We start from the raw sequence: 21,179 nt of genomic DNA, 5'->3' as shown, positions 1-21,179 counted from the left end.
TCGAACGAATATTTTTAATCTACCAATCTACCTAGTCGAAAAATTCACCACCTTAACAACACGTATGGCAGAATCACGGCCCGGCACCAGAGACACTGTTGGAACAGGTTTATAGGCGTTACCATGCGCTCAGACCAATTCTGCTCCGAAAATCCGTTAAACCTTGCAAGCTTCAAAAATTGAAAACACCATTTATGAAATACTGGCACTTGTTGCTACTCACTGCTTGGTCATCCTCGGCCTTTGCACAAACCGCATCATCCGCATTTTCGCAAAGTGAACTGAGAGTACGCGCACAGGCGTTCCTTCACGCAATTGGCAAAGGACCTCAATCCGCTGAAATTGCAGTATATTCGTCGCAGTTTTTCGGTTATGTTGCGGGCCATATCGATGCGAGGAAATTCGGCCCGAATACCGCACAACATCTAGTTGGATGCACACGACGCCTGAAGATGAATGAGATCGTTCGGCGTACCGCAGAAATAATTCAAGGAGGAAGAGCTGAATCTGGCGAAACAGTTGACTTCACTATTGGATTTGCAATCGATTATGCTTGCGCCGAGGATAAGTGGAAATCCAGTTACAGCAACAGCATTGCTCCTACCGGCGTCTCCCCAAGCTGGCTAAAATTTGGCGAGAATGATCGTCTAGTGGCTTACTTCCAACCATCCTCAACTACATCGGAGAAAACAAAGACTGCCTCGGTTCTATACGACTACAAAGCGGAGCAAGAGTCCCCTCGCAGTGGGCGGCATTATAAATCGCAGAAGGGACAGCATGAGATAGACTGCGACGGAGAACGTAGTCGTACGACCTTTTTCACATGGCATGAGGGACGTATGGGCGATGGCGCCGTCGTGTACACGGGGAGTAAGGCGATGCCTTGGGAGCCAAATTTACCTGGTAGTTTTGGGATGGCACTCGCAGCAATGATGTGTCAAAGACGATAGGTTGACCGCCGATCCGTTCAGCGATAGTGCCGAATGTGGTCGTAAGCACCGAATCGGAAAAATTCTTCGTCAACTACAGGACCGGCCATTGGCCCATCGGTCCAGAACAAGAGCAATCTATGCAAATCCAAATTAACTACGACGACGACTATTCAAATTCATACCGTGCGCAGCTGTCGATGGCAGTCATTGAATCTAGGAAATTGGGCTTCACACGTGCAGCACTAATTTCTGAGCAGACGACTATTCCAGACAAAACGCTTGGCGTCACGATTGAATTGATGAACGAACTTTCGGGACTTTTCGATGCCATCCTGCCTGGCTATTGGGGTAACTCTTGCCAGACTCTCTCGACAAATATTTTCGCTTACCTAAACAGTCGGGGCATCGCTGCTGACATTGTTCTTGGCAATGTCATCATCAACGGCACTGACGAATTCGATACTACTCTCGACACCTTGCAGCGGGAATTCAGTGCCACAGAACCTCTGGCAGGACACCAAGCAGTCCATGCGTGGGTTTCGTTAGGCGATGACACTATCATTGACGCTGCGCTCCCACCAAGACTTGTAAAGCACTACAAGGCACCGCCTCATTTTGATGACATGATTTTCATTGGTCGTGCATCGGAATTTTCTTCTAGATACTTGCTTCGATACCAACCAATTCTGGTAGGGACCGAGTTCTTTGCGAAGACGAACCCGCCGGACCCAATGGACTTGCTTGATGCGCTGAATGTCAGAAGCATTAATAGAGCAAGATGAACCGAAAAATGCTCCCCCAACCCAGGGAGCCACGGCGGCGATTAGCCACCACAGAAGACGCTACCCACGATCATCTTCCCCAGCCAGAGCAGCACGACGCCAATGCCTATGATCAGGACCGGAATGCCGATGCACACTGCGACCATGCCGATCAAGATCATGGCAACTCTCCCGGCTTGTCGCTGCCGGCCTTCTTGTCCAGCTTTTCACGCAGCGTCGGCTTGGCCGGCTTGAGCGTCGACACATGTGCAACGTCATCGCCACCGTCAGCCCCAGCGTCTACACTGGCATCAGGAAAGAACTCCTCCACGATCTCCGGGATCTCTTCACCTGATTCATCGAACGCGCCGTTTGCGAAGCCCTGCTTGGCGCTTTCGTCAAGACTGGCCTGGTCGTAGCCCACGGCCTTTCTGCGCTCATCATTCGACCGGGCCTCAGCAATGCCCTCTTCAAGTGTTATCCCCTCTCGAACTGTCAGATCCACGTAATAGACGGGCGTTCTGTGGCTCATGGTCGTGCTCTTGCCACGAAGGCGAAGCTCCAGCGGAAGGCACGCCAACAGATCACCCGACACGGCCTTGTAGTAGCTGAGCCGAGCCGCCAGACTGCGAATGCTGTTGAATCCGGTAGTGCGGAAGATGAAGGTACCAAGCTCGTCATCATCCCCGATTTTCACGTTCAAACGACCATAGGGCTTGCACAGACCGCCCTTGGCAAGCTCGCAGCCATCGGGTGAAGGGCAAGGCAGGGATTGGACGCCGGACGCCGTGTAGCGCCTACAAACGTCTCCATTGCCAACGCAGAGAGGGCGCCCTGTAGTGCGATCAAACATGCTGTACTCGGCCCGCAAGTTGAGGTCGGGATCGTTGAACAGGACACGTACCGGAATGGATCGAATCTTCCCGTTGCCAGCGGCCTTGCGCAAACCTTCGTCAAACGGATGCGGCACCCAACCCTCCCTGGTCTGGACTTGGCTTGTTATGGTGAACTGGTCATCCTTTTCAGGCAGGCGCTTCCCATTTTTTTCGACGACCTTACCGATGGAAATTCGCCCCAAAATCGGAGGTGTAATTGCTAGTCCTTTAATCATCTCTCTCTCCTGTTGAGGGCACTGTCGATCCCAAGCGCTGCATGGGACTGACAACGCAAACAGCCCCGACTTGGGGCAATAAACTTCGTTGAACTGCGGTGAGATTGCTACGTATTGATGAGAAACCGGCGACTACCAGGGCGGACCAACGGATACGTTGCCAGCAAGTCCGGCTGTTCCTTGATTAAGGAAGTTACATCAAGGCCGAGGCCGTCTTTCGACCGCTTCCACGACACGTCGCCAGTCTCGAACTTGGCTCGACTGGCATCGCCCATTCGCTGCTGAATACGTTGCTTGAGCTCTGCCTCGATCTTGTCCCGAACTTCGATTTCGGCTCTGATCGCAACGAGGTCGGAGAACGTGCTGGACATTTCAGTGTCTTCGACGAAATCCAGCGTGTTGCCACTATCATGCGGATACAAGCACTTCAACGCGGTCGCCGCTGATTCAGAACCGTCAGCTGGCGGCGGTGTATCCGTTTCAACGTAGTGCCAGAACTTACGTTCCAGCTCAATAAGGCGATCTATCAAGGCGTCGTCACGCTCAATGCGATGAATCCGGATTTCTTGACCACAGATCAGCACGCATACATCTGCCGCCAACTTGTTGGTGACGGCGAGCTGATGCTGTACCTGAAGCTGGACATATTCGGGCACGCCATCGGACCAAAGGCGAGCTCCGTTTATCCCCGCCGTTTTGCATTCAAGAATCTGAACGTCATTGTTGCCAACGACCGTATAGTCGAGGTTCGCACGCACGAATGCTCTATCGGGATCCGGGTGTTGAAGGACCGCGTTGATCCGCCGAACCCGGTTCCCTGTCCGCTTCGTGTAGTGATCTGCAACGATCGGCTCCAACAGACTTCCCCAATACATCGGACTAGTTTCGTCCTTAGGATCGACCTTGGGCAGGCCAGCGTCACGCCCGGTTTTCACCAGCCATAATTCAAGCTGGGACTGGTACGGATTGAGGCCGACTGCCGCTGCCGCATCACTGCTGCCAATGCCGCCCTTACGTACGTCCAACCAAGCATCTCTGCTGAGCGCTTTCGTAGATACAAGCCGCAATGCTGGCCGATTTGCTCTCCCTGCGATTGCTGTTGTGTTCATCATGCCTCCTCAAAATGAAGAAGCCCGACGGAGGTGTTAGCTCAGCCGGGCTTTCTGGTGGTGAAACGTGGTGGTAGTTAGGCGATCAACAGCAACGCCTGGTCGAGTGCTTTCTGCTTCAGTGCTGCGCCTTGCCCAAACCACGCCGAGTCCAACCGGTAGTCAGAGCTCATTGCTCGACGCTCATGATCTACAAACTCGGTGATGGAGTTGAGGAGTCCGAACGCAGTCGCCTTCGACGAAGCGAGGTCAGCCCCTTTGCCAGCGCCTTCGTAGAGGGTCATTGCTTTTGTCATTGCTCGCTCATTCGTCACGCCAGCACCAGATCGGGTTGGCTCGCTTGTGAAGACCCGAAGGAAGTAGTTGAAGGCCTCTGTGGACTTCACCTTGCGTTCGCTTAGGCCCTTCATTTCGTACATGAACGAGTCCCACGAAGAGACCGATATGCCCAACTGCGCCTTAACCGCCTGCGGGTCGAACGTAGTCGAATGCGGAACTTTTACTGCACCGCTGTCACCGGCCAAAGCCACCGCCAAGGTGTTGTTGCACACCACACGTACGCTCGTAAACTGGGCCGTCGTGGCAAGCGTGCCGTCACATGCGGTTGCCAAGAGCAAATAGCCATTGACAGTATCGTTTCCCTTCAACGTGGAGGACTGACCTGTTCTGGCCAGCGCCCAGAGCTTCTTGCCGCCTTTCAGCACCCCAGCAGTTTCAAGCTCATAGCCTGCAACTTCGGTGAGATCTTTGTAGAACGACAGGATTTCGTCAGGCTGCACGACTTTGTAGCGACTTCCAACGACGGACAGCGGCGCGTTCGTGTCGGATCGAAAGAGCACCTTGTTTTCGGGGTAGCTCATGATTGCGCCCAGGCTACCGGCGCTCTCCGTCATGAATCGGACGGGGGCTTCTCGAATCTGCCAGTTCATTCCTGCCTGATCCGCCCACACTTCGAGCGGTTGGCCGGCGCTGAGTTGATTTCCCAGTCCGTGCCAAGGCGTTTCGGCGACATACGCCATTGATTCAACAAGATGTGCCATTTTTGATTCCTTCTATTTGTACTAGCGTGACTAAGCCGTTGCGTAACAACGGTGTCGATCGAATGAAGATTGATATTCGGCTGAAGGGCCGTTCTGATGTAAAGGCAAGGCTGATGCTGATGGCGATTTAGTATTACTAGGGCCGCTGGGGACGTGCTTTTTTCTTGCTACCAAAAACCTCGTTGAGGACCTCGACCACCGCTCGTACAACGATGGCAATCAACAGCCTGCCGAACAGCTTTAGAAAGTTCTTCATGTTTAATGCTCCTTGGGGATGTAGTAAGAGGAATATCTCTTTCACTTGTCTTATACCAAGGATGGATGCGAAAATTGAAATCGAGTTTTTTAGCCTTGGCGCTAAGTTTAAATTAAACGGAGCCCGCATCATGTTCTGCGTATGCAAAAATCGGATAGCTTACAACTATTACCAAAACCCAATGCCTATCAATGCCCCCCTGTGGAATTTCGGGAGAGCGTAATTTTCAAAGCCTAAAGACGGTTAGGCTGGTCGGTGATCGGTGAATTTTCCTCAACATTCGCTCGCCCTGCCACTTCGACGCCGCTCTTGAATAGCAGGGATCTTATGGCATCTGCTTCCAGATCCATTTGCTTCTGAAACTTGCCATAGTTGGAGAAATGCAGGTGCAAATATACAGTTCGAAGACCGTCCGAATGGATAACAGGAAGTATGCCAGCAGAGCCTGTAACCGCTCGAAGCCATGGAAACTGTTTACTAATTTTCATCAACCGGGCAACGCCGGCCGACAAAAATATATATTTTGCGGAACCTTCTAGAATCAAAGAATTAAGATGTTGGAGATACTTGGGATCGAGATCCTGAACTGTGAGAGAACTTCTGCCAACAGTCGGGAAGTCAAGCAATTCGACAAAGGAAACGAGCGTAGCGTGTTCTGGCCTGAAACCAATACGTGCGAAGCTTCTGTGATATCGATGTCCGTCTCCAGAATACTGGGGGAGCAGAAAGGGATGGTGGACACCTCGCTGATTCCAAAATTTAACCCCATTCTCATGGTAGCTCAGCACATCCTTAAAAATCGGCTTGAGCTCGATCTCTTCGTCATAGTTTGCATCAAGTCCGACGAATAGAAAGGTAGCGCTTTTTGGCTCTGCTCCTTGAAAGGGCTTTAGAGAGAATAATGATTTCAGTATTGGGCTTGGGTGCGGTTGATACATGACCGGGGTCTTCTCGACAATATTTCAAAGGACGTGGCACCTATGAATGCGCAACGGATGAGGCCGATTGTCGGGCCAAGTCTGATTTGTTGCAACCCATCTCTAATCCCGCCACATCTCCTGCTCCAAGGAGAACTGTTCTACGATCTCGACGACCAGGTTGCGACGATGTTCAGGCATGGCCCGGAGTGCCGCCAGCATCTTCAGCTCGTCAGTGGTCGGTGCCGTCGCAACTACCTTGGTCTTTTGCGGCTTGTGGGCGGACTTGGCAACTGGCTTGTCCTCGGCGATTCCATACCGTAGCCACTGAAGCGACACGTTGAGCCAGTCGGCAAGAGTGACAATCTTTTCAAAGGTAGGCAGCGAAGTACCCGCTAGCCACTTCTGTGCTGCTTGCGGGGTCACTGGGTCCCCTGCATGTCGCAGGTTGAAATTGAGGGCAAGTTCTGTAGGTGAGCTGATCTTCTTCGGGCTGCGTTTGAGCGCCTGTTTGAGACGAAGTGCGAAAGCGAATTTTTCTTGTTCATTGGGCATGGGCGCCAGTGTCCAAGATGCCGCTCCCACCTCGACAACAGTGGTTGTTCAAAAATACTTTGTGGTTTATGCTAACAACCTGTCAAATTGACACAAAACTACGCGACATGGGATGGCGATGAGTGACAACGACAAAGCGAAGGATCAAGCAGAGGCACGCAAGGAACGGTTCAAGGCACTTGCTGCGGAAGGCGGTCTAACGATATTTCAAGGCTTCTGCTACACGGTCGGAATGGCCTTAGCGACGATCATGGTTGACCACATGCGAAATCGCAAGAACGCAGCAGTAGACGACGTTTCGTAAGCGAACGCAAAAAATTAGGAGGATTAGATGAAGTTAAAAGAAATGCTTGACGCCGGTATAAGTGTCAAGGGATCTCCTTTGGGAAATCGCCTGAAACCAGTACTGAGTATGTCTGAAACGACGCAACGCCGGATGGGCTACGCAGACAAAAATGGATGTCTGACTGAGCGTGGGTACGATCGAATGATCAGTTCCGACCAGAACCGATTAGATAGCGCCAGGCAGAAGTACCTTAAGTCAAAAGGTTGAACCATCTTTCATGCAGTTAATGGTAAGTCCGAGGGTTGTTGCAACCTCGACGAGGCCGTGTGAAATTTAAAGTTTGAGCACAAATGCAAAAATTAAAATCGAGTATCGCTTTCCATTTTTCAAATAAAAAATTGCTATCTTTTTTAATGATAGTTGGAGGATTTTTTATAATTGACCTAATTTATACATTTCTTCTTGAATGCAAAACGATTCAGCATCAATCTTACGGCGTTACATTTTTCGGAGTGTTGCAGAAATTTTCCGCTTGGCAAATCCTTGAAAAGGCGGACTATGGATTAGTACATCGGATCAAAATTATTGCAATACTTTTAGGCGCACCGCTGGGTATTTTCTTATGGATCTTATGGCCAAAATTTACGCTCGAAGAGCATCAGGGTTGGCGAAGAATATATATTTCTGTACCTATATTGCTGGGATTTATTCTTCTATTAATTGGGCATGACAGGGATCCGGCTAGCTATGTAATTAGCACCGTCTTAATTACTACTGGCGTAGCAATCGGTGGAATATTTGTGATGTTATTGCGATGGATTTTTTCGGGGTTTGAAAAGAAGGAGAATGGTTAAATATTATGAATAGCAAAGAATCGACTTCTAGTCGCCAAGAAAGAAAAAGCCCAAACGTAGCAATGATCTGGAGCGTCGTTTGTGCTGGACTCGGCCAATTTTACAATGGTGACGTTCCAAAAGGTGGTGCCTTTCTCATTGCCGCAATTCTATCCTGGATAGTCTTTTGGCCACTTTGGATTCCTGTGGCTCTCTGGAGTATCGCTGATGCACACACCCGAGCTGAAGAGATAAATGGTATTTTGGAAGTTGAAGAAATTGAGGTCCAGCATGAAAAAGAAAGAGAAAATGTTATCGCATCAACGAAAACGAGAGTTTCGGATTTTATTGTAAGAGCAAATAAATTTTCCAATTTGAATAATAATAATTTACTATCAGAGGATGAATTTCGCTTAAAAATATCTGAGCTGATCAATGAGCTAAATCACAAAAAGGCATTTGAGAATCCAGATGATTTCTTGACGGAGCTTATTCCACTGGTTGCTTCTGGCGCGTTGAATTCTGAAGATATCACGAAGATTAAATCATTAATATATTAATTAATTTTTTCAATCAAGTTCTATTTAATTATCGTGATTTATTTTCAGTTTTCCCTACACATTACTATCCTTGAACTAACATATATATGACAAGCAACTGACAACCAATTGCCAAGTTCATGAAAATAAAAACAAGGAAATGAATGTTCGACCTCGCCTTAAACCACGTAAAAACCGCCGTAAACCGCCTAGGCGGTCCCACCAAGGCTGCAACGGCCCTCTCAGTATCAGGCACGACAATTCATGACTGGATCAATCGCAGACGAATTTCCAGCATCGAGAAGGCCAAACTCATGGCAAAATTGTCTGGTTTGCAACTTCAGCAGTTGAGGAGTACGCAATGACTATCGATAAAATCAACAAGAAAAGCGCCAGAGAAATCATCGCCGATGCCATGAAAATTCTTCAAGGGAAGTCGTATGTCATGCAACCAAAGAAGGTAATTTCCTTCGGAAACTATAGCGACTTGTCCCGAGGGCAAATCGATCAGGGCGTTGTAGCGTTCGTGGTGCACTGCAACTTGTCTGGGGGATCTGCGGGATTTATGGACCGGCGGTCTCAAGTATCAAGTGCAACACCGGGTTATTGAATCGAATCGGCCTGCAATTGTAGCCGAGCCATGTGTTCGGTATAAACCACCAGCGGGGACTTCCAGCCGAGCGTTTCACGTGGTCGCGTATTGAGCGATAGTGCGATGGCATCGAGGTCGTCCTGCGAGTAAATCGACAGGTCTGAGCCCTTTGGCATGTACTGGCGCAGCAAGCCGTTGGTGTTCTCATTGGAGCCGCGCTGCCATGGGCTGTGCGGGTCGGCAAAGTAGATCTGCACGCCGGTGCGCTCAGTGAGAATTTTGTGGCCATGCATCTCGCGGCCCTGGTCGTAGGTCATCGACTTGCGCAGTTCGGCGGGCTGACGGTTGAGCACCGCCGAAAAGCTGTCGACGACGGAGCGGGTGCCGGCGTTGTCCATCTTGGCCAGCACCACGAAACGCGTGGTGCGTTCGACCAGCGTGCCGACCGAGGAGCGGTTGCCTTCGCCCTTGATGAGGTCGCCCTCCCAGTGGCCTGGGATGAGGCGGTCCTCGATCTCCGGCGGACGGATATGGATGCTCTGCATATCTTTGATCTGGCCACGCCGGTCGACTCCACGGCTGCGCGGTTTGCGGACCTGGTTGTGGTGGCGCAGGCAGGCGATCAGCTCGCGCTTGAGCTCTCCACGCGGGTGCAGATAGATCGCGTTGTAGATCGTCTCGTGAGAGACCGTTTTGTCGGAGTCGTCGGGCCACATGGCACGCAGTATGTTCGCAATTTGCTGGGGCGACCAGAGTTCCTTCAGATAGTGGCGCACCACTTGGAACAGCACGCCATCGGCGTGGAGTTTCGGTAGGCGGCGCGGTGCGACACGGCGCGCGCCGCTCTGCAAATGGGCCAGGTTGGCATCGTAGGCATTGCCACCGGGCGCACGGTGAAGTTCGCGACTGATCGAACTGGGAGCACGGCCAAGGCGCTTAGCAATGGATCGGATACTGCACTGGTCGTCCCGCATGGTCATCACGACGGCGCGCTCCTGTGTCGTCAGATGGGTATAGATTTTCGGCATGGCAGCACCTTACAGCAAAGGGTGTTGCACTTGGTTTTAGAGGCTGCCACCTCTACAGGCTCGTCAGGACATATTTGTGGGATGCACAGGCTCAGGCAGAAATTAACGCCGTGGTGGGCCGCTATGGCCTTTGAGATAGCGTTCTTGGCGACCTGGGCGCTGTTCTTGTTGGAGGACTGGTTGGACGAGAAGGGCGGGGGCAGCGATCCCAAGTGATGGCTTTGCAACGCTGTCTTGCTGCGAAGCAGGCGGTGACGCTGGTTGTACCTTCCTCTATATATATAAGAAATCTGGACGGGCCATAGTTCCAGTGACTAGAGGTAAAACAACGAAGTAGGAACCCACCAAATTTCTGTTTTTCGTGGGTCGTCTTCATCTAATTTATATCAATCCAGCTTTTTTGCCAGTGCTTCCGCTTTGGGATGGTAGTAGCGTTTCAGCATCTGAATGGTCTGATGCCCTGTTACCGCCGCAAGTTCGATGACGTTGGGCAACTTCTCCGCCAGCCGACTTGTGGCCGTGTGACGTAGATCATGAAAGTGTAAATCTACGATTTCTGCTCGGGCGCAGGCTTTTCGAAAAGCGGCCTCCATGCCCATTTCGGAGAGTGGTAAAACGCGCCCATCATCACAACGCGGAAGCTCTGCCAAGATCGTGATCGCTTTTCTCGACAATGGAACTGTTCTCGGCGAGCCATTTTTAGTCATCGGCAGAAATGCTATTTGCCGGTTCAGGTCGATGTTCTCCCAGCGCAGGCCCAGGAGCTCGCCTCGACGCATCGCCGTTTCTAAGGCTAAGCGTACGAGCGGCGCCATCCAAGGGCTTCTGCGCCATATTGGTTGGAGCTCAGCAAGCAATGTCGTTTCCTCATCGTCACTGAGGAGGCGACTTCGCCCTAACGGCTTCGCTGGCTTCCGCACGAGCTCGCAAGGATTGTTGATGGGAAGGCTCCACTCCCGACGGGCGTGATTGATAACGCTCGACAAGATGGACATCTCTCTGATAATCGTGCCTGCCCCAACAGTCTTCAGCCGATGGTCACGATAACTCGCTATCACAGCGGGGCTTAGCTTGGCCATGCTAAAGGCCGCAAATTTGTGCCGCTGCATGAACGCTATTCCTTCGGCTTCCCGCTTGGCTCCGCGTTTCAACGGCGTCACTTCGTCGACATAGCGCTGCAATATTTCCTTAAGAAGGAGCTCGCTGCCTTCTCTTTGGACTAGATTCTCTCCACGGTCCCAAGAGGATTCGACTTGCCTTGCCCATCGCTGAGCAGCTGATTTCGTATCGAACGATTTCGTTTCGTCGGGACATCCTTTGATGCGTACTCGTGCCTGCCATTTACCAGATCGTTGTCTAAAAGTTGCCATATGCCTTCCCAGTGGGACAGGCGTGGGACAAGAAAAGAAAATAGCTTAAATTTCAGAGTGAGCTTTACGGTCGTCGGGCGGACCAAAACGTGCAGGAAAAACTTGGGGAGGATATAAAGTCAAATGAAATCAATGCCTTACACCTCGGCCGTCCAGTCCCCTGATTTCCCCCCGTGCTTTTCCACCGCCCGCACATCCGTCATCACCATGCCCCGGTCGACCGCCTTGCACATGTCGTAGATGGTCAGTAGGCCCACCTGCACGGCCGTCAGTGCCTCCATCTCCACCCCCGTCTTGCCATGGGTTTCCACCTGCGCGCGGCAGTGCACGCGGTTGCTGTTGGCGTCGATCTCGAAGTCCACCGTGACCCGCGTCAGCGCCAGCGGGTGGCACAGGGGAATCAGGTCGCTGGTTTTCTTGGCCGCCATGATGGCGGCGATGCGGGCGATGCCCAGCACGTCGCCTTTCCTGGCGCTGCCGGAGGTGATCAAGGCCAGCGTGGCTGGCTGCATGCGGATGGTGCCGGCGGCGACGGCCACGCGGGCGGTGTCGGCCTTGCCGCCGACATCGACCATGTGGGCCTGGCCGCTGCTGTCGAAATGGGTGAGGGTGCTGTCGGTCATGTGAGGGGCAATCGATGCGGTGATTTGTCGGGACGCCGGCGTCGTGAGCCGCGCCGGCAGGGTGCGGGTATGATAGCACCGTGAAATCGACCATCGCCCCCGTCTCCGCCCGCCGCCCGCTTGCCAAACGGCTGGCCGCCGCCTTGCTGCCCCTGTGCCTGCTGACCATGCCGGTGGCCCAGGGCCAGAGCAGTCAGGGCGCGCTCAACGCTGCCCCCGGCAACAGCCTGCCCGTGCTGGGCGATAGCGCGCGCGGCGACCTCTCTCCCGTGCTTGAGCGCAAACTGGGCGAGGAGATCATGTTCGACGTGCGGCGCGACCGCGATTTTCTCGACGACGCTCCCATCCTCGAATACCTGAACAATTTCGGCAATGCGCTGGCGGCAGCGTATCCGGGCGCGCGCGGTGAAACGGGCAACGATTTTTACTTTTTTTGCGTGCGTGATCCCATGCTCAATGCCTTCGCGCTGCCGGGCGGCTTTATCGGCGTCCACTCGGCGCTGCTGCTGGCGGCGCAAAACGAGTCGGAACTGGCCTCGGTGCTGTCGCACGAAATCGGTCACGTCACCCAGCGCCACATCGCCCGCATGATCGGCCAGCAAAAGGGCGACGCCCTGATGCCGCTGGCGGCCATCATCCTCGCCGCGCTGGCCTCGAAGGCGGGGCCGGACGCGGCCATCGGCGTGTTCATGGGCGGCCAGGGCCTGGCCATCCAGCGCCAGATCGATTTTACCCGCGACGCCGAACGCGAATCGGACCGGGTCGGCTTTCAGATCATGAACGCGGCCGGCTTCGACGCCTCCGGCATGGTGGCGTTTTTCCAGCGCATGCAGGCGGCCACGAAGGTCTACTCGGATCTGACCCCGCCGTGGCTGATGAGCCATCCGCTGACCTCCGAACGCATCAGCGACATCCGCGAACGCATCCGCGCCATGCCGTTCCGCCAGCGCATCGATGGCCTCGAGTTTTACCTGGTGCGCTCGCGCGCCCGCGTGCTGCAAGATGAAAGCAACCAGGGCCGCGTCGAGGCGCAGGCGGCCTTCGACAGCCAGCTCAAATCGCAAAATCGCCAGCAGCAGGCGGCCGGCCACTACGGCCTGGCCTACCTGGCCATGAAACGGGGCGAATTGGCGAAAGCGGCCGAGGCGCTCGCGCGCGCGCGCGCCACCATGAAGCCGGCCAGCGGCGCCGTGTTTTCCACCGGCCAGAGCGCCTCCGATGGCGCCGCCATGTTCGCTTCGCTCGACCTGGAAATCAAGCTCGCCTCCGGCCAGCCGCCCGCCCTGGCCGCGCAGACGGCCAAGGATGCCGCACTGGCGCATGACCAGTTTCCCCTCGCGCGCGGCATCGCCCGCCAGTACGCCGACGCGCTCATTGCCAACGGCCAGGCCGAGCAGGCGGCCAGCTATCTGCGCGAGCAGGTGCGCCAGTACCGGGAAGAGCCGAAACTGTACGATTTGCTGGCCAAGGCCTACGCCGCCCAGGGCAAGCTGACCTTGCAGCACATCGCGCTGGCCGAATCGTATGTGCTGGCCGGCGCCGTGCCGGCCGCCGTCGACCAGCTGGGCATCGCCCGCAAGGCGCCCGACGCCTCGTTCTACGACCTGGCCCTGATCGACGCCCGCGAACGCGAACTGCAAACGCGCCAGCGCGACGATAAAAAGGAAAAGAAAGAGCGCTGAGCGATCGAGGTGCTCAGACGGCCGGCTCGCCCGGCAGGCGCACGAAGCCGAAACGCGCCGCGACGGCGGCGCTGTCGATGCGCCCGACCTCGATGTCGCTGCCGGCCACACGCAGACGGAGTTGGCCCGCCGCGCCAGCCAGCCACGCCAGCAACTGCGCGTCGCCAGCGGCCTCGCCATCGATCGACAGCGCTGCCAGCAACTGCACCACGTCGCGGTCGTCCACCTGCGCCACCACGGCGCCGGCCGTGACGATCAGTGCGCCTTCCTCGCTCATGAACGCCGCCTGCGGCGCCAGCGTGGCGCCCGTCTGCACCGTCAGGCCCCGTTGCGGGTCGGTGCGGGCGATGTACGGCGTCGCCTCCAGGTTGACGAACACGCGCTGGGGGCCGTTCTGGAAAAACCAGCAGCCGCGGCTGTCCACCCCGTAGTTGCGGTTGATGAAGGCGAGCAGGGCCACCTGGATCACCTTGTCGCCCGCCAGTCCCAGGTGCTGGGCGCGCTCGTCGCGCATGCGCCAGGCGCCGCGCGCGTCGAGCGCCAGCCAGCCGTAGCAGTCGGGCACGTGGGGCCACTTGGCCATGGCTTGTTTTACGATGTCATCCATGCTCGTGAGCATCGCACATGCTGGCCCTTGCTGGCGCGCCGCTGGCTGCGCCAGGCTGTGCCCGTTCGCCGCCGACCCCGTCGAAAAAGGCCAGCAGGCGCTGCGGCAGCCAGTCCAGCCGTCCGGGTGGGCCGCCCACGGCGAAGCCCACATGGCCGCCGTGGGCCGGATACTCGAGCGTCACGGCGGGCGCGGCGCTGGTGGGCAGGTAGCGGCCCGGCAGGAACGGGTCGTTGCGGGCATTGAGCACCAGGGTGGGCACGCGGATGTCGTCGAGCACGTGCCTGGCGCTGGCGCGGTCCCAGTAATCGTCGGTGTTCTTGTAGCCGTGCAGGGGCGCCGTCACCACGTTGTCGAACGCGTACAGGTCGCGCGCGGCGAGCAGGGCGGCGCGGTCGAACAGGCCGGGAAACTGGGTCAGCTTGTGCAGGCACTTCGGTTTCAGGGTGCGCAGGAACATGCGCGTGTAGATGCGGTTCAAGCCCGACGACAGGGCGGCGCCCCCTTGCGCCAGGTCGAGCGGCGCCGACACGGCGCAGGCGGCATCGACAATGGCCGCCTGCCCCTGCGATTCGCCCAGCCAGCGCAGCAAGGCGTTGCCTCCCAGCGAGACGCCGGCGGCGGAGAACGGGGCCGTCGTGCGCAGGCGCAGCTTGCGCAAGACCCAGTCGATTTCGGCCGCGTCGCCCGAGTGATAGAAGCGGGGCGCCAGGTTCGCCTCTCCCGAGCAGCCACGAAAATGTGGCACCGCGCCCGACCAGCCGCGCGCTGCCAGCGCCGCCATCAAGGCCTTGGCGTAGTGGCTGCCTGACGAGCCTTCCAGGCCGTGAAACAGCACCACCATGGGCCGGCCCGGCAGGCCGTCGACGAAATCGACGTCGATGAAGTCGCCGTCGGCGGTCGGCCAGCGCTCGCGCCGCATGGGCGGGCCGGCCTGGCGCATGGCCACCGCCGGCAGCATGGTTTGCAGGTGGCCGCCGGGCAGCCAGGCGGGGGCGGGGTAGCGCATGGGGCGAATGAAGGACGACGCTATGTCAGTGCAGGCTCGACGCCGCCGGCATGCCGGTCGGCGCCGGGCCGGGCGCCACCGACACGTGGTGCAGCACCATGCGCCAGCCATGCGGCGTCTTCAAATAGACGTTGGTGGCGAGCAGGTGCGCCGGCTCCTTGCCGGTGGGGCCGTTCGGATCGATCCCCGTGCCCCCCTCGACCACCGTGTGCACCGCGCTCATGAGGTTGTGCGCCTCGTACAGCTGCGACGGCCGCACCTGCAGGCCGCCCTTGTGCAGAATCGCTTCCCACGAAGCCTGGATGGCGACATGGCCATGCAGGCGCGGCCCACCCGGGTGGATGCAGACGATCTCGTCGTCGTCGGCCCACAGTTTCATCAGGGCGTCGACATCGGCGCGGTTGAGGGCATCGTAGAACGCCGCTTCGACTTCGGCGGCACTACCGTTGAGCTTGACGCTTTTCATGGCGATCAGTGGTGCGCCAGCACCGTCCCCGGTTTCAGGCGGTATTCGGTGCCGCAGTACGGGCACTTGGCCACGCCGTGGTGGTCGAAGTCGAGGAACACGCGCGGGTGGGACGACCACAACGGCATGGCCGGGTTGGGGCAATGCGCCGGCAAGTCTTTGCCGTCAAGTTCTACCGCAGCTACGTGCTTGTCGTTCATGTTTTCTCCGAAGGGCAGGCCGGGACCAGTGCGGCCCAGCAAAACCAAGATTTTAGACGATTCAGACGGCTTGTCGGAACCCTCGGTAAAATAGCGCTTCCAGCCACACCGGCCGCATCGTCCCTTTGCCGCACAATTGTGACGCGCGCGCCCCCCACGCACCCCTATTCGATGCCATTTTTCGCTTGTCACACCGTCCTTCTCGCTTGCCGTTGTGGCATGAAAGCCACATGAGCGCCGCCCCCCTCGCCGCCGTCGATCCCAACGCCCTGTCCGATATTCCCGATGCGGCGGCCTGGAAAGCGGGCTTTGCCGCCGGCGTGCCCACCCTGCCCGGCATTGCCGCCTGGGGCATGGTAGTGGGCGTGGCCATGGTCAAGGTGGGGCTGACGGTGCCGCAGGCGTTGGGGATGACGCTGCTGGTGTTCGCCGGCTCGGCCCAGCTGGCGTCGCTGCCGCTGATCGTCGCCCATGCGCCCATCTGGGTGATCTTTGCCACCGCGCTGGTGGTCAATTTGCGCTTCGTGATTTTTTCGGCCCTGATGGCGCCCCATTTTGGCCACCTGCCGTGGAAGTCGCGCGTGGCCTTCGGGTATGTCACGGGCGACATGACGGTGGCACTGTTCCTGCAGCGCTTCCCCTCGCCGGCCCCGGCAGCGGGCAAGCTGTCCTATCTGAAGGCGCTGGTGTACCCGAACTGGGCGGCCTGGCAGGTCGGCTCGGTGGCCGGCATCTTGCTGGGCAGCGCGGTGCCGGCGCAATGGGGGCTGGGCTTTGCCGGCACCCTGGCCATCCTGTGCATCACCGTGCCGATGGTGGCCAACAAGGCGGTGCTGGCCGGCGTTGCCGTCGCCGCGCTGGTGTCCGTACTGGCCTTTGGCCTGCCCTATAAACTGGGCTTGCTGGTGGCGGTGGTGGCCGGCATGCTCACCGCCATGCTGGTCGAGGAATGCGTCGAACGCTACAACAAAGAAAAGGCCACAACATGAGCGAACTGGAAATCTGGGCCGTCATCGGCGTGCTGTGCGTGGCCACGCTGGCGGCGCGCTCGTCGCTGTGGCTGGTGGGCCACCGCATCAGTATCCCCAAGCGGGTGCAGGAGATGCTGCGCTTCGCCCCCGCCTGCGCGCTGGCCGCCATCATCGCCCCGGACATCCTGATGAGCGCTGGCGGCCAGTTGCAAACGAGCCTGGTCAACCCGAAATTGCTGGCGGCGATCGCCGCCACGGGGTTCTATTTGTGGCGCAAAAATATGCTGCAAACCATCGTGGTGGGCATGCTGGTGTTTACGCTGTTGCGGCTGGCGACGGGCGGCTGAAGAATGGCGCGCGCCCCGTGCCGATTGCCCATTGTGGACCGGTGCATCAGGTAAAATAGCCATCTTTCTACTTTCAGAGCGCTGTCACGGCGCGAAAAGCCATGCACGACGTCCTTCACTTCCTCCGCTTGCAAGACTTGATCGACCAGCAGGCCTTGCGCGGCAAACGCGTCTTCATTCGCGCTGACCTGAACGTGCCGCAAGACGATGCCGGCACCATCACCGAAGACACCCGCATCCGCGCCTCGGTGCCGGCCATTCGCGCCGCCCTCGACGCTGGCGCCGCCGTCATGGTGACGTCGCACCTGGGCCGCCCCACCGAGGGCCAGTTCAAGAGCGCCGACAGCCTGGCCCCCGTGGCCGCGCGCCTGGCCGAGCTGCTGGGCCAGGGCGTCGAGCTGAAACAGGACTGGGTCGACGGCGTCGAGGTCGCCCCCGGCCAGGTGGTGCTGCTGGAAAATTGCCGCGTCAATGTGGGCGAAAAGAAAAATGACGACGCGCTCGCCCAAAAAATGGCCAAGCTGTGCGATGTCTACGTCAACGACGCCTTCGGCACCGCCCACCGCGCCGAGGCGACCACCCACGGCATCGCCAAGTTTGCCCCCGTCGCCTGCGCCGGCCCCCTGCTGGCGGCCGAACTGGACGCGCTGGGCAAGGCGCTGGGCGCGCCCGCCCGTCCCCTGCTGGCCATCGTCGCCGGCTCGAAAGTGTCGTCCAAGCTGTCGATCCTGAAGGCGCTGGCCGACAAGGTCGACAACCTGATCGTCGGCGGCGGCATCGCCAACACCTTCATGAAGGCGGTTGGCCTGAACATCGGCAAGTCGCTGGTCGAAGCCGACCTCGTCGTTGAAGCGCGCGCCATCATCGACATGATGGCCGCGCGCGGCGCCACCGTGCCGATTCCCACCGACGTCGTGTGCGCCAAGGAATTTTCGCCCACCGCCGTCGCCACCACCAAGCGCGTCGACGAGGTGGAAGACGACGACATGATTCTCGATATCGGCCCGCAAACGGCGGCCGCCCTGGCCGCGCAGATCGGCGCGGCCGGCACCATCGTCTGGAACGGCCCCGTGGGCGTGTTCGAATTCGACCAGTTCGGCGGCGGCACGCGCACGCTGGCGCTGGCGATCGCCGCCTCGAAGGCGTTTTCCATCGCCGGCGGTGGTGACACCCTGGCCGCCATTGCAAAATATGACATTACCGATAAAATCGGGTATATCTCCACGGGCGGCGGTGCTTTCCTGGAATTCCTGGAAGGCAAAACCTTGCCGGTGGTAGAAATTCTTCTGCAACGCAACGCTTCCTGATCGACCTCCGTCCACTCCATTAAGGCGCTCCCCATGCTACGTGGCACCAAGATTGTTGCAACCATCGGCCCGGCATCGTCGGATTTCGAGATGCTCGTCAAGATGATCCGTGCCGGCGTGGATGTGGTGCGGCTCAATTTTTCGCACGGCACGGGGCAGGACCACATCGACCGCGCCGCCCTGGTGCGCCGCGCGGCGGCCGAGTGCGGCCGCGAAGTGGCCATCATGGCCGACATGCAGGGGCCGAAAATCCGCGTCGGCAAGTTTGAAGACGGCAAAATTACCCTCGAGCCCGGCGCCAAGTTCATTCTCGACGCCAAGTGGGGCAGCAATGGCGAACTGGGCAACCAGGACCGCGTGGGCCTCGACTACAAGGCCTTGCCGCGCGACGTGCGCCCGGGCGACAAGCTGCTGCTCAATGACGGCCTGATCGTGCTGATCGTCGACAAGGTGGTGCTGGCGGAAATTTTCACCACCGTGCGGGTGGGCGGCGTGCTGTCGAACAACAAGGGCATCAACCGCCAGGGCGGTGGCCTGACGGCGCCCGCGCTGACCTCGAAGGACATGGAAGACATCAAGACGGCGATGGCATTCCAGGCCGACTACCTGGCCATCTCGTTCCCGAAAAGCGCCACCGACATGGAGATGGCGCGCCAGCTGGCCAATATCGCCGGCGAGCCGTGGCAGCACAAGCCCATGCTGATCGCCAAGATCGAACGGGCCGAAGCCATTCCCGCGCTGCAGGAAATTCTCGACGCCTCCGACGGCATCATGGTCGCCCGCGGCGACCTGGCTGTGGAAGTGGGCAATGCCGCCGTGCCGGCCTTGCAAAAGCGCATGATCGCCATGGCGCGCGCCTCCAACAAGCTCACCATCACCGCCACCCAGATGATGGAGTCGATGATCGTCAATGCCGTGCCGACCCGCGCCGAAGTGTCGGACGTGGCCAACGCCGTGCTCGACGGCACGGATGCGGTGATGACCTCGGCCGAGACGGCCTCCGGCAAGTACCCCATCGAAACGGTAGAAATGATGGCCGCCATCTGCGTCGAGGCCGAGCAGTCCGAGTACAACCGCCTCGACGCCGACTTCCTCAACGTCAAGTTCACCCGCATCGACCAGTCGATCGCCTACGGCACCCTGTTTACGGCCCACCACCTGGGCGTGAAAGCGATCGCCGCGCTGACCGAGTCGGGCTCGACCGCCTTGTGGATGAGCCGGCACCGGGTCGAGGCGCCCATCTTCGCCCTCACGCCCAGCATTTCCACCCAGCGCAAGGTGGCCCTGTACCGCAACGTGCACGCCTACCACCTCACCCAACAGGGCGACAGCGGCGCCGTACTCAAACAGGCCGAGGATTTGATGGTCGCCAACCGCATCGTCAACAAGGGTGACATGATCGTCTGCACCTGGGGCGAGCCGATGGGACAGGTGGGCGGCACCAATGCTCTCAAGATTGTCCGCGTGGGCGAATTCAGCTAACCGGGCCCAGCTACCTTATTCGCCTGCTCGCAGGCCCCCATTTTTCTTATTGTTTGGAGTACTACCATGGCACTCGTCTCACTCCGTCAGCTTCTCGACCACGCCGCCGAAAACGGCTATGGTCTGCCCGCTTTCAACGTCAACAACCTCGAACAGGTGCAAGCGATCATGGCCGCTGCCGACGCCAGCAGCAGCCCCGTCATCATGCAAGCGTCGGCCGGCGCCCGCAAGTATGCCGGCGAAGCGTTCCTGCGCCACCTGATCGACGCCGCCGTCGAAGCCTATCCGCACATTCCCATCGTTATGCACCAGGATCATGGCCAGTCGCCGGCTGTGTGCATGACCGCCATCCGCTCGGGCTTTACGTCCGTCATGATGGACGGCTCGCTCGAAGCGGACGGCAAGACGGTCGCCAGCTACGAATACAACGTGGAAACCTCGCGTGAAGTGGTCAAGTTCGCCCACTCGATCGGCGTCACCGTCGAAGCCGAACTGGGCGTGCTGGGTTCGCTCGAAACCATGAAGGGCGACAAGGAAGACGGCCACGGCGCCGAAGGCCTGATGACGCGTGAGCAACTGCTCACCGACGCCACCCAGGCGGCCGATTTTGTCGCCCGCACCCAGTGCGACGCCCTCGCCATCGCCATCGGCACCTCGCATGGCGCCTACAAGTTCACGCGCAAGCCGACCGGCGACATCCTCGCCATCGACCGCATCAAGGAAATCCACGCGCGCATTCCGAACACCCACCTGGTCATGCACGGCTCGTCCTCGGTGCCGCAGGAACTGCTGGCGATCATCCGCGAATTCGGCGGCGACATGAAAGAAACCTACGGCGTGCCCGTCGAAGAAATCCAGGAAGGCATCCGTCACGGCGTTCGCAAGATCAACATCGACACCGACATCCGCCTGGCCATGACGGCCGCGGTGCGCAAGTACATGTTCGAGAACCCGTCGAAATTCGATCCGCGCGACTGGTTGAAGCCCGCCCGCGAAGCGGCCATGCAAATTTGCAAGGCCCGCTTCCAGGCCTTCGGCTGCGAAGGGCAAGCCGCCAAGATCAAGCCGATCCCGCTCGACAAGATGGCCGAGCGTTACGCCCGCGGCGAACTGTCGCAGATCGTCAAGTAAGTGCCGCACAGGCCGCCTGCGTGGC

25 protein-coding genes are annotated in these 21,179 nt (G+C 58.1%); 13 read left to right on the top strand and 12 right to left on the bottom strand.

What is annotated here, in order from left to right:
• Positions 1–98: 98 nt before the first annotated feature.
• Complete coding sequence (locus ACP7EY_RS01235) at positions 99–950, top strand: surface-adhesin E family protein (protein ID WP_426189630.1); 852 nt, start codon at positions 99–101, stop codon at positions 948–950.
• Between the two features lie 119 nt (positions 951–1,069).
• The gene (locus ACP7EY_RS01230) at positions 1,070–1,714 is read left to right on the top strand and encodes a hypothetical protein (RefSeq protein WP_426189628.1); all 645 of its coding nucleotides are present in this window, start codon (positions 1,070–1,072) and stop codon (positions 1,712–1,714) included.
• Positions 1,715–1,871: 157 nt separating this feature from the next.
• Here ACP7EY_RS01230 and ACP7EY_RS01225 read toward each other — a convergent pair whose 3' ends face one another.
• From ACP7EY_RS01225 to ACP7EY_RS01205, 5 genes are all read right to left on the bottom strand, one after another.
• Positions 1,872–2,804 (bottom strand): hydrolase or metal-binding protein, encoded by a 933-nt coding sequence (locus ACP7EY_RS01225; protein WP_426189626.1) that lies wholly within the window; start codon positions 2,802–2,804, stop codon positions 1,872–1,874.
• Positions 2,805–2,911: 107 nt separating this feature from the next.
• Positions 2,912–3,913: a YqaJ viral recombinase family protein gene (locus tag ACP7EY_RS01220; protein ID WP_426190030.1), complete on the bottom strand. Its 1,002-nt coding sequence runs from the start codon at positions 3,911–3,913 to the stop codon at positions 2,912–2,914.
• A 77-nt stretch (positions 3,914–3,990) separates the two neighbouring features.
• A complete protein-coding gene (locus tag ACP7EY_RS01215) occupies positions 3,991–4,953 on the bottom strand; it encodes a DUF932 domain-containing protein (RefSeq protein WP_426189624.1) in 963 nt (320 codons plus the stop codon).
• A 489-nt stretch (positions 4,954–5,442) separates the two neighbouring features.
• Positions 5,443–6,147 carry a hypothetical protein gene (locus tag ACP7EY_RS01210; RefSeq protein ID WP_426189622.1) on the bottom strand — a complete coding sequence of 235 codons (705 nt, stop codon included), beginning with the start codon at positions 6,145–6,147 and terminating at the stop codon, positions 5,443–5,445.
• A gap of 102 nt (positions 6,148–6,249) precedes the next feature.
• Entirely contained in the window at positions 6,250–6,681 is a 432-nt protein-coding gene (locus ACP7EY_RS01205; RefSeq protein ID WP_426189620.1) for a transcriptional regulator, read from the bottom strand.
• Between the two features lie 118 nt (positions 6,682–6,799).
• Here ACP7EY_RS01205 and ACP7EY_RS01200 point away from each other — a divergent pair, with 118 nt between their 5' ends.
• The 5 genes from ACP7EY_RS01200 to ACP7EY_RS01180 all read left to right on the top strand — a co-directional run bounded on the left by ACP7EY_RS01200 (position 6,800) and on the right by ACP7EY_RS01180 (position 8,949).
• Positions 6,800–6,985: a hypothetical protein gene (locus tag ACP7EY_RS01200; RefSeq protein ID WP_426189618.1), complete on the top strand. Its 186-nt coding sequence runs from the start codon at positions 6,800–6,802 to the stop codon at positions 6,983–6,985.
• Positions 6,986–7,317: 332 nt separating this feature from the next.
• A complete protein-coding gene (locus ACP7EY_RS01195) occupies positions 7,318–7,821 on the top strand; it encodes a hypothetical protein (RefSeq protein ID WP_426189616.1) in 504 nt (167 codons plus the stop codon).
• A 5-nt stretch (positions 7,822–7,826) separates the two neighbouring features.
• Positions 7,827–8,360 (top strand): hypothetical protein, encoded by a 534-nt coding sequence (locus tag ACP7EY_RS01190; protein WP_426189614.1) that lies wholly within the window; start codon positions 7,827–7,829, stop codon positions 8,358–8,360.
• A gap of 143 nt (positions 8,361–8,503) precedes the next feature.
• Positions 8,504–8,704, top strand: coding sequence for a hypothetical protein (locus ACP7EY_RS01185; RefSeq protein ID WP_426189612.1), 201 nt, complete (start codon positions 8,504–8,506; stop codon positions 8,702–8,704).
• Positions 8,701–8,949: a hypothetical protein gene (locus ACP7EY_RS01180; RefSeq protein ID WP_426189610.1), complete on the top strand. Its 249-nt coding sequence runs from the start codon at positions 8,701–8,703 to the stop codon at positions 8,947–8,949. Before ACP7EY_RS01185 ends, ACP7EY_RS01180 begins: the two co-directional genes overlap by 4 nt.
• On the opposite strand, the gene ACP7EY_RS01175 is transcribed toward ACP7EY_RS01180, so the two are convergent.
• The 3 genes from ACP7EY_RS01175 to moaC all read right to left on the bottom strand — a co-directional run bounded on the left by ACP7EY_RS01175 (position 8,943) and on the right by moaC (position 11,952).
• Positions 8,943–9,959 carry an IS30 family transposase gene (locus ACP7EY_RS01175; protein WP_426189608.1) on the bottom strand — a complete coding sequence of 339 codons (1,017 nt, stop codon included), beginning with the start codon at positions 9,957–9,959 and terminating at the stop codon, positions 8,943–8,945. The genes ACP7EY_RS01180 and ACP7EY_RS01175 overlap by 7 nt on opposite strands.
• Positions 9,960–10,345: 386 nt before the next feature.
• Positions 10,346–11,329 (bottom strand): integrase, encoded by a 984-nt coding sequence (locus ACP7EY_RS01170; protein ID WP_426189606.1) that lies wholly within the window; start codon positions 11,327–11,329, stop codon positions 10,346–10,348.
• Positions 11,330–11,466: 137 nt separating this feature from the next.
• Complete coding sequence (moaC, locus tag ACP7EY_RS01165; RefSeq protein WP_426189604.1) at positions 11,467–11,952, bottom strand: cyclic pyranopterin monophosphate synthase MoaC; 486 nt, start codon at positions 11,950–11,952, stop codon at positions 11,467–11,469.
• A gap of 167 nt (positions 11,953–12,119) precedes the next feature.
• Here moaC and ACP7EY_RS01160 point away from each other — a divergent pair, with 167 nt between their 5' ends.
• On the top strand, positions 12,120–13,634 hold the full coding sequence (locus ACP7EY_RS01160) for a M48 family metalloprotease (protein WP_426190028.1): 1,515 nt from the start codon (positions 12,120–12,122) through the stop codon (positions 13,632–13,634).
• A 13-nt stretch (positions 13,635–13,647) separates the two neighbouring features.
• Here ACP7EY_RS01160 and ACP7EY_RS01155 read toward each other — a convergent pair whose 3' ends face one another.
• Genes ACP7EY_RS01155 through ACP7EY_RS01140 form a run of 4 tightly spaced genes read right to left on the bottom strand, consistent with a single transcriptional unit; the run spans position 13,648 to position 15,916 of the window.
• Positions 13,648–14,241: a DUF2946 family protein gene (locus ACP7EY_RS01155; RefSeq protein ID WP_426189602.1), complete on the bottom strand. Its 594-nt coding sequence runs from the start codon at positions 14,239–14,241 to the stop codon at positions 13,648–13,650.
• Positions 14,234–15,250, bottom strand: a complete 1,017-nt coding sequence (locus ACP7EY_RS01150) for a YheT family hydrolase (protein ID WP_426189600.1) — start codon at positions 15,248–15,250, stop codon at positions 14,234–14,236. The genes ACP7EY_RS01155 and ACP7EY_RS01150 overlap by 8 nt, the downstream gene beginning before the upstream one ends.
• A gap of 25 nt (positions 15,251–15,275) precedes the next feature.
• Positions 15,276–15,716, bottom strand: coding sequence for a YybH family protein (locus ACP7EY_RS01145; protein WP_426189598.1), 441 nt, complete (start codon positions 15,714–15,716; stop codon positions 15,276–15,278).
• Between the two features lie 5 nt (positions 15,717–15,721).
• Positions 15,722–15,916, bottom strand: coding sequence for a zinc-finger domain-containing protein (locus tag ACP7EY_RS01140; RefSeq protein ID WP_426189596.1), 195 nt, complete (start codon positions 15,914–15,916; stop codon positions 15,722–15,724).
• A 230-nt stretch (positions 15,917–16,146) separates the two neighbouring features.
• Between ACP7EY_RS01140 and ACP7EY_RS01135 the strand changes: the two genes are divergently transcribed.
• The 5 genes from ACP7EY_RS01135 (at position 16,147) to fba (ending at position 21,154) form a co-directional block, all read left to right on the top strand.
• The gene (locus tag ACP7EY_RS01135; RefSeq protein ID WP_426189594.1) at positions 16,147–16,905 is read left to right on the top strand and encodes an AzlC family ABC transporter permease; all 759 of its coding nucleotides are present in this window, start codon (positions 16,147–16,149) and stop codon (positions 16,903–16,905) included.
• Positions 16,902–17,234, top strand: coding sequence for an AzlD domain-containing protein (locus tag ACP7EY_RS01130; RefSeq protein ID WP_426189592.1), 333 nt, complete (start codon positions 16,902–16,904; stop codon positions 17,232–17,234). Before ACP7EY_RS01135 ends, ACP7EY_RS01130 begins: the two co-directional genes overlap by 4 nt.
• A gap of 101 nt (positions 17,235–17,335) precedes the next feature.
• Positions 17,336–18,541 (top strand): phosphoglycerate kinase, encoded by a 1,206-nt coding sequence (locus tag ACP7EY_RS01125; protein WP_426189590.1) that lies wholly within the window; start codon positions 17,336–17,338, stop codon positions 18,539–18,541.
• A 33-nt stretch (positions 18,542–18,574) separates the two neighbouring features.
• On the top strand, positions 18,575–20,023 hold the full coding sequence (gene pyk, locus ACP7EY_RS01120; RefSeq protein ID WP_426189588.1) for a pyruvate kinase: 1,449 nt from the start codon (positions 18,575–18,577) through the stop codon (positions 20,021–20,023).
• A 66-nt stretch (positions 20,024–20,089) separates the two neighbouring features.
• Entirely contained in the window at positions 20,090–21,154 is a 1,065-nt protein-coding gene (gene fba / locus ACP7EY_RS01115) for a class II fructose-bisphosphate aldolase (protein WP_426189586.1), read from the top strand.
• The last annotated feature ends 25 nt before the right edge of the window (positions 21,155–21,179 follow it).

Origin of the sequence: Massilia sp. DWR3-1-1 (genome assembly GCF_049898325.1) — a bacterium.
Taxonomy (GTDB): Bacteria; Pseudomonadota; Gammaproteobacteria; order Burkholderiales; family Burkholderiaceae_D; genus JAFCUW01.
This window is presented reverse-complemented; position numbering and strand designations above follow the sequence as displayed.

What these genes read in the sequence shown, in the direction of transcription:
- ACP7EY_RS01180 (WP_426189610.1), top strand. Translation starts at nt 8,701, where the DNA reads ATGACTATCGATAAAATCAACAAGAAAAGCGCCAGAGAAATCATCGCC.
- ACP7EY_RS01170 (WP_426189606.1), bottom strand. Translation starts at nt 11,329, where the DNA reads ATGGCAACTTTTAGACAACGATCTGGTAAATGGCAGGCACGAGTACGC.
- ACP7EY_RS01225 (WP_426189626.1), bottom strand. Translation starts at nt 2,804, where the DNA reads ATGATTAAAGGACTAGCAATTACACCTCCGATTTTGGGGCGAATTTCC.
- ACP7EY_RS01200 (WP_426189618.1), top strand. Translation starts at nt 6,800, where the DNA reads ATGAGTGACAACGACAAAGCGAAGGATCAAGCAGAGGCACGCAAGGAA.
- ACP7EY_RS01215 (WP_426189624.1), bottom strand. Translation starts at nt 4,953, where the DNA reads ATGGCACATCTTGTTGAATCAATGGCGTATGTCGCCGAAACGCCTTGG.
- ACP7EY_RS01230 (WP_426189628.1), top strand. Translation starts at nt 1,070, where the DNA reads ATGCAAATCCAAATTAACTACGACGACGACTATTCAAATTCATACCGT.
- ACP7EY_RS01155 (WP_426189602.1), bottom strand. Translation starts at nt 14,241, where the DNA reads ATGGATGACATCGTAAAACAAGCCATGGCCAAGTGGCCCCACGTGCCC.
- ACP7EY_RS01175 (WP_426189608.1), bottom strand. Translation starts at nt 9,959, where the DNA reads ATGCCGAAAATCTATACCCATCTGACGACACAGGAGCGCGCCGTCGTG.
- fba (WP_426189586.1), top strand. Translation starts at nt 20,090, where the DNA reads ATGGCACTCGTCTCACTCCGTCAGCTTCTCGACCACGCCGCCGAAAAC.
- ACP7EY_RS01135 (WP_426189594.1), top strand. Translation starts at nt 16,147, where the DNA reads ATGAGCGCCGCCCCCCTCGCCGCCGTCGATCCCAACGCCCTGTCCGAT.
- moaC (WP_426189604.1), bottom strand. Translation starts at nt 11,952, where the DNA reads ATGACCGACAGCACCCTCACCCATTTCGACAGCAGCGGCCAGGCCCAC.
- ACP7EY_RS01220 (WP_426190030.1), bottom strand. Translation starts at nt 3,913, where the DNA reads ATGAACACAACAGCAATCGCAGGGAGAGCAAATCGGCCAGCATTGCGG.
- ACP7EY_RS01210 (WP_426189622.1), bottom strand. Translation starts at nt 6,147, where the DNA reads ATGTATCAACCGCACCCAAGCCCAATACTGAAATCATTATTCTCTCTA.
- ACP7EY_RS01130 (WP_426189592.1), top strand. Translation starts at nt 16,902, where the DNA reads ATGAGCGAACTGGAAATCTGGGCCGTCATCGGCGTGCTGTGCGTGGCC.
- ACP7EY_RS01150 (WP_426189600.1), bottom strand. Translation starts at nt 15,250, where the DNA reads ATGCGCTACCCCGCCCCCGCCTGGCTGCCCGGCGGCCACCTGCAAACC.
- ACP7EY_RS01145 (WP_426189598.1), bottom strand. Translation starts at nt 15,716, where the DNA reads ATGAAAAGCGTCAAGCTCAACGGTAGTGCCGCCGAAGTCGAAGCGGCG.
- ACP7EY_RS01185 (WP_426189612.1), top strand. Translation starts at nt 8,504, where the DNA reads ATGTTCGACCTCGCCTTAAACCACGTAAAAACCGCCGTAAACCGCCTA.
- ACP7EY_RS01160 (WP_426190028.1), top strand. Translation starts at nt 12,120, where the DNA reads ATGCCGGTGGCCCAGGGCCAGAGCAGTCAGGGCGCGCTCAACGCTGCC.
- ACP7EY_RS01205 (WP_426189620.1), bottom strand. Translation starts at nt 6,681, where the DNA reads ATGCCCAATGAACAAGAAAAATTCGCTTTCGCACTTCGTCTCAAACAG.
- pyk (WP_426189588.1), top strand. Translation starts at nt 18,575, where the DNA reads ATGCTACGTGGCACCAAGATTGTTGCAACCATCGGCCCGGCATCGTCG.
- ACP7EY_RS01125 (WP_426189590.1), top strand. Translation starts at nt 17,336, where the DNA reads ATGCACGACGTCCTTCACTTCCTCCGCTTGCAAGACTTGATCGACCAG.
- ACP7EY_RS01190 (WP_426189614.1), top strand. Translation starts at nt 7,827, where the DNA reads ATGAATAGCAAAGAATCGACTTCTAGTCGCCAAGAAAGAAAAAGCCCA.
- ACP7EY_RS01140 (WP_426189596.1), bottom strand. Translation starts at nt 15,916, where the DNA reads ATGAACGACAAGCACGTAGCTGCGGTAGAACTTGACGGCAAAGACTTG.
- ACP7EY_RS01195 (WP_426189616.1), top strand. Translation starts at nt 7,318, where the DNA reads ATGCAAAAATTAAAATCGAGTATCGCTTTCCATTTTTCAAATAAAAAA.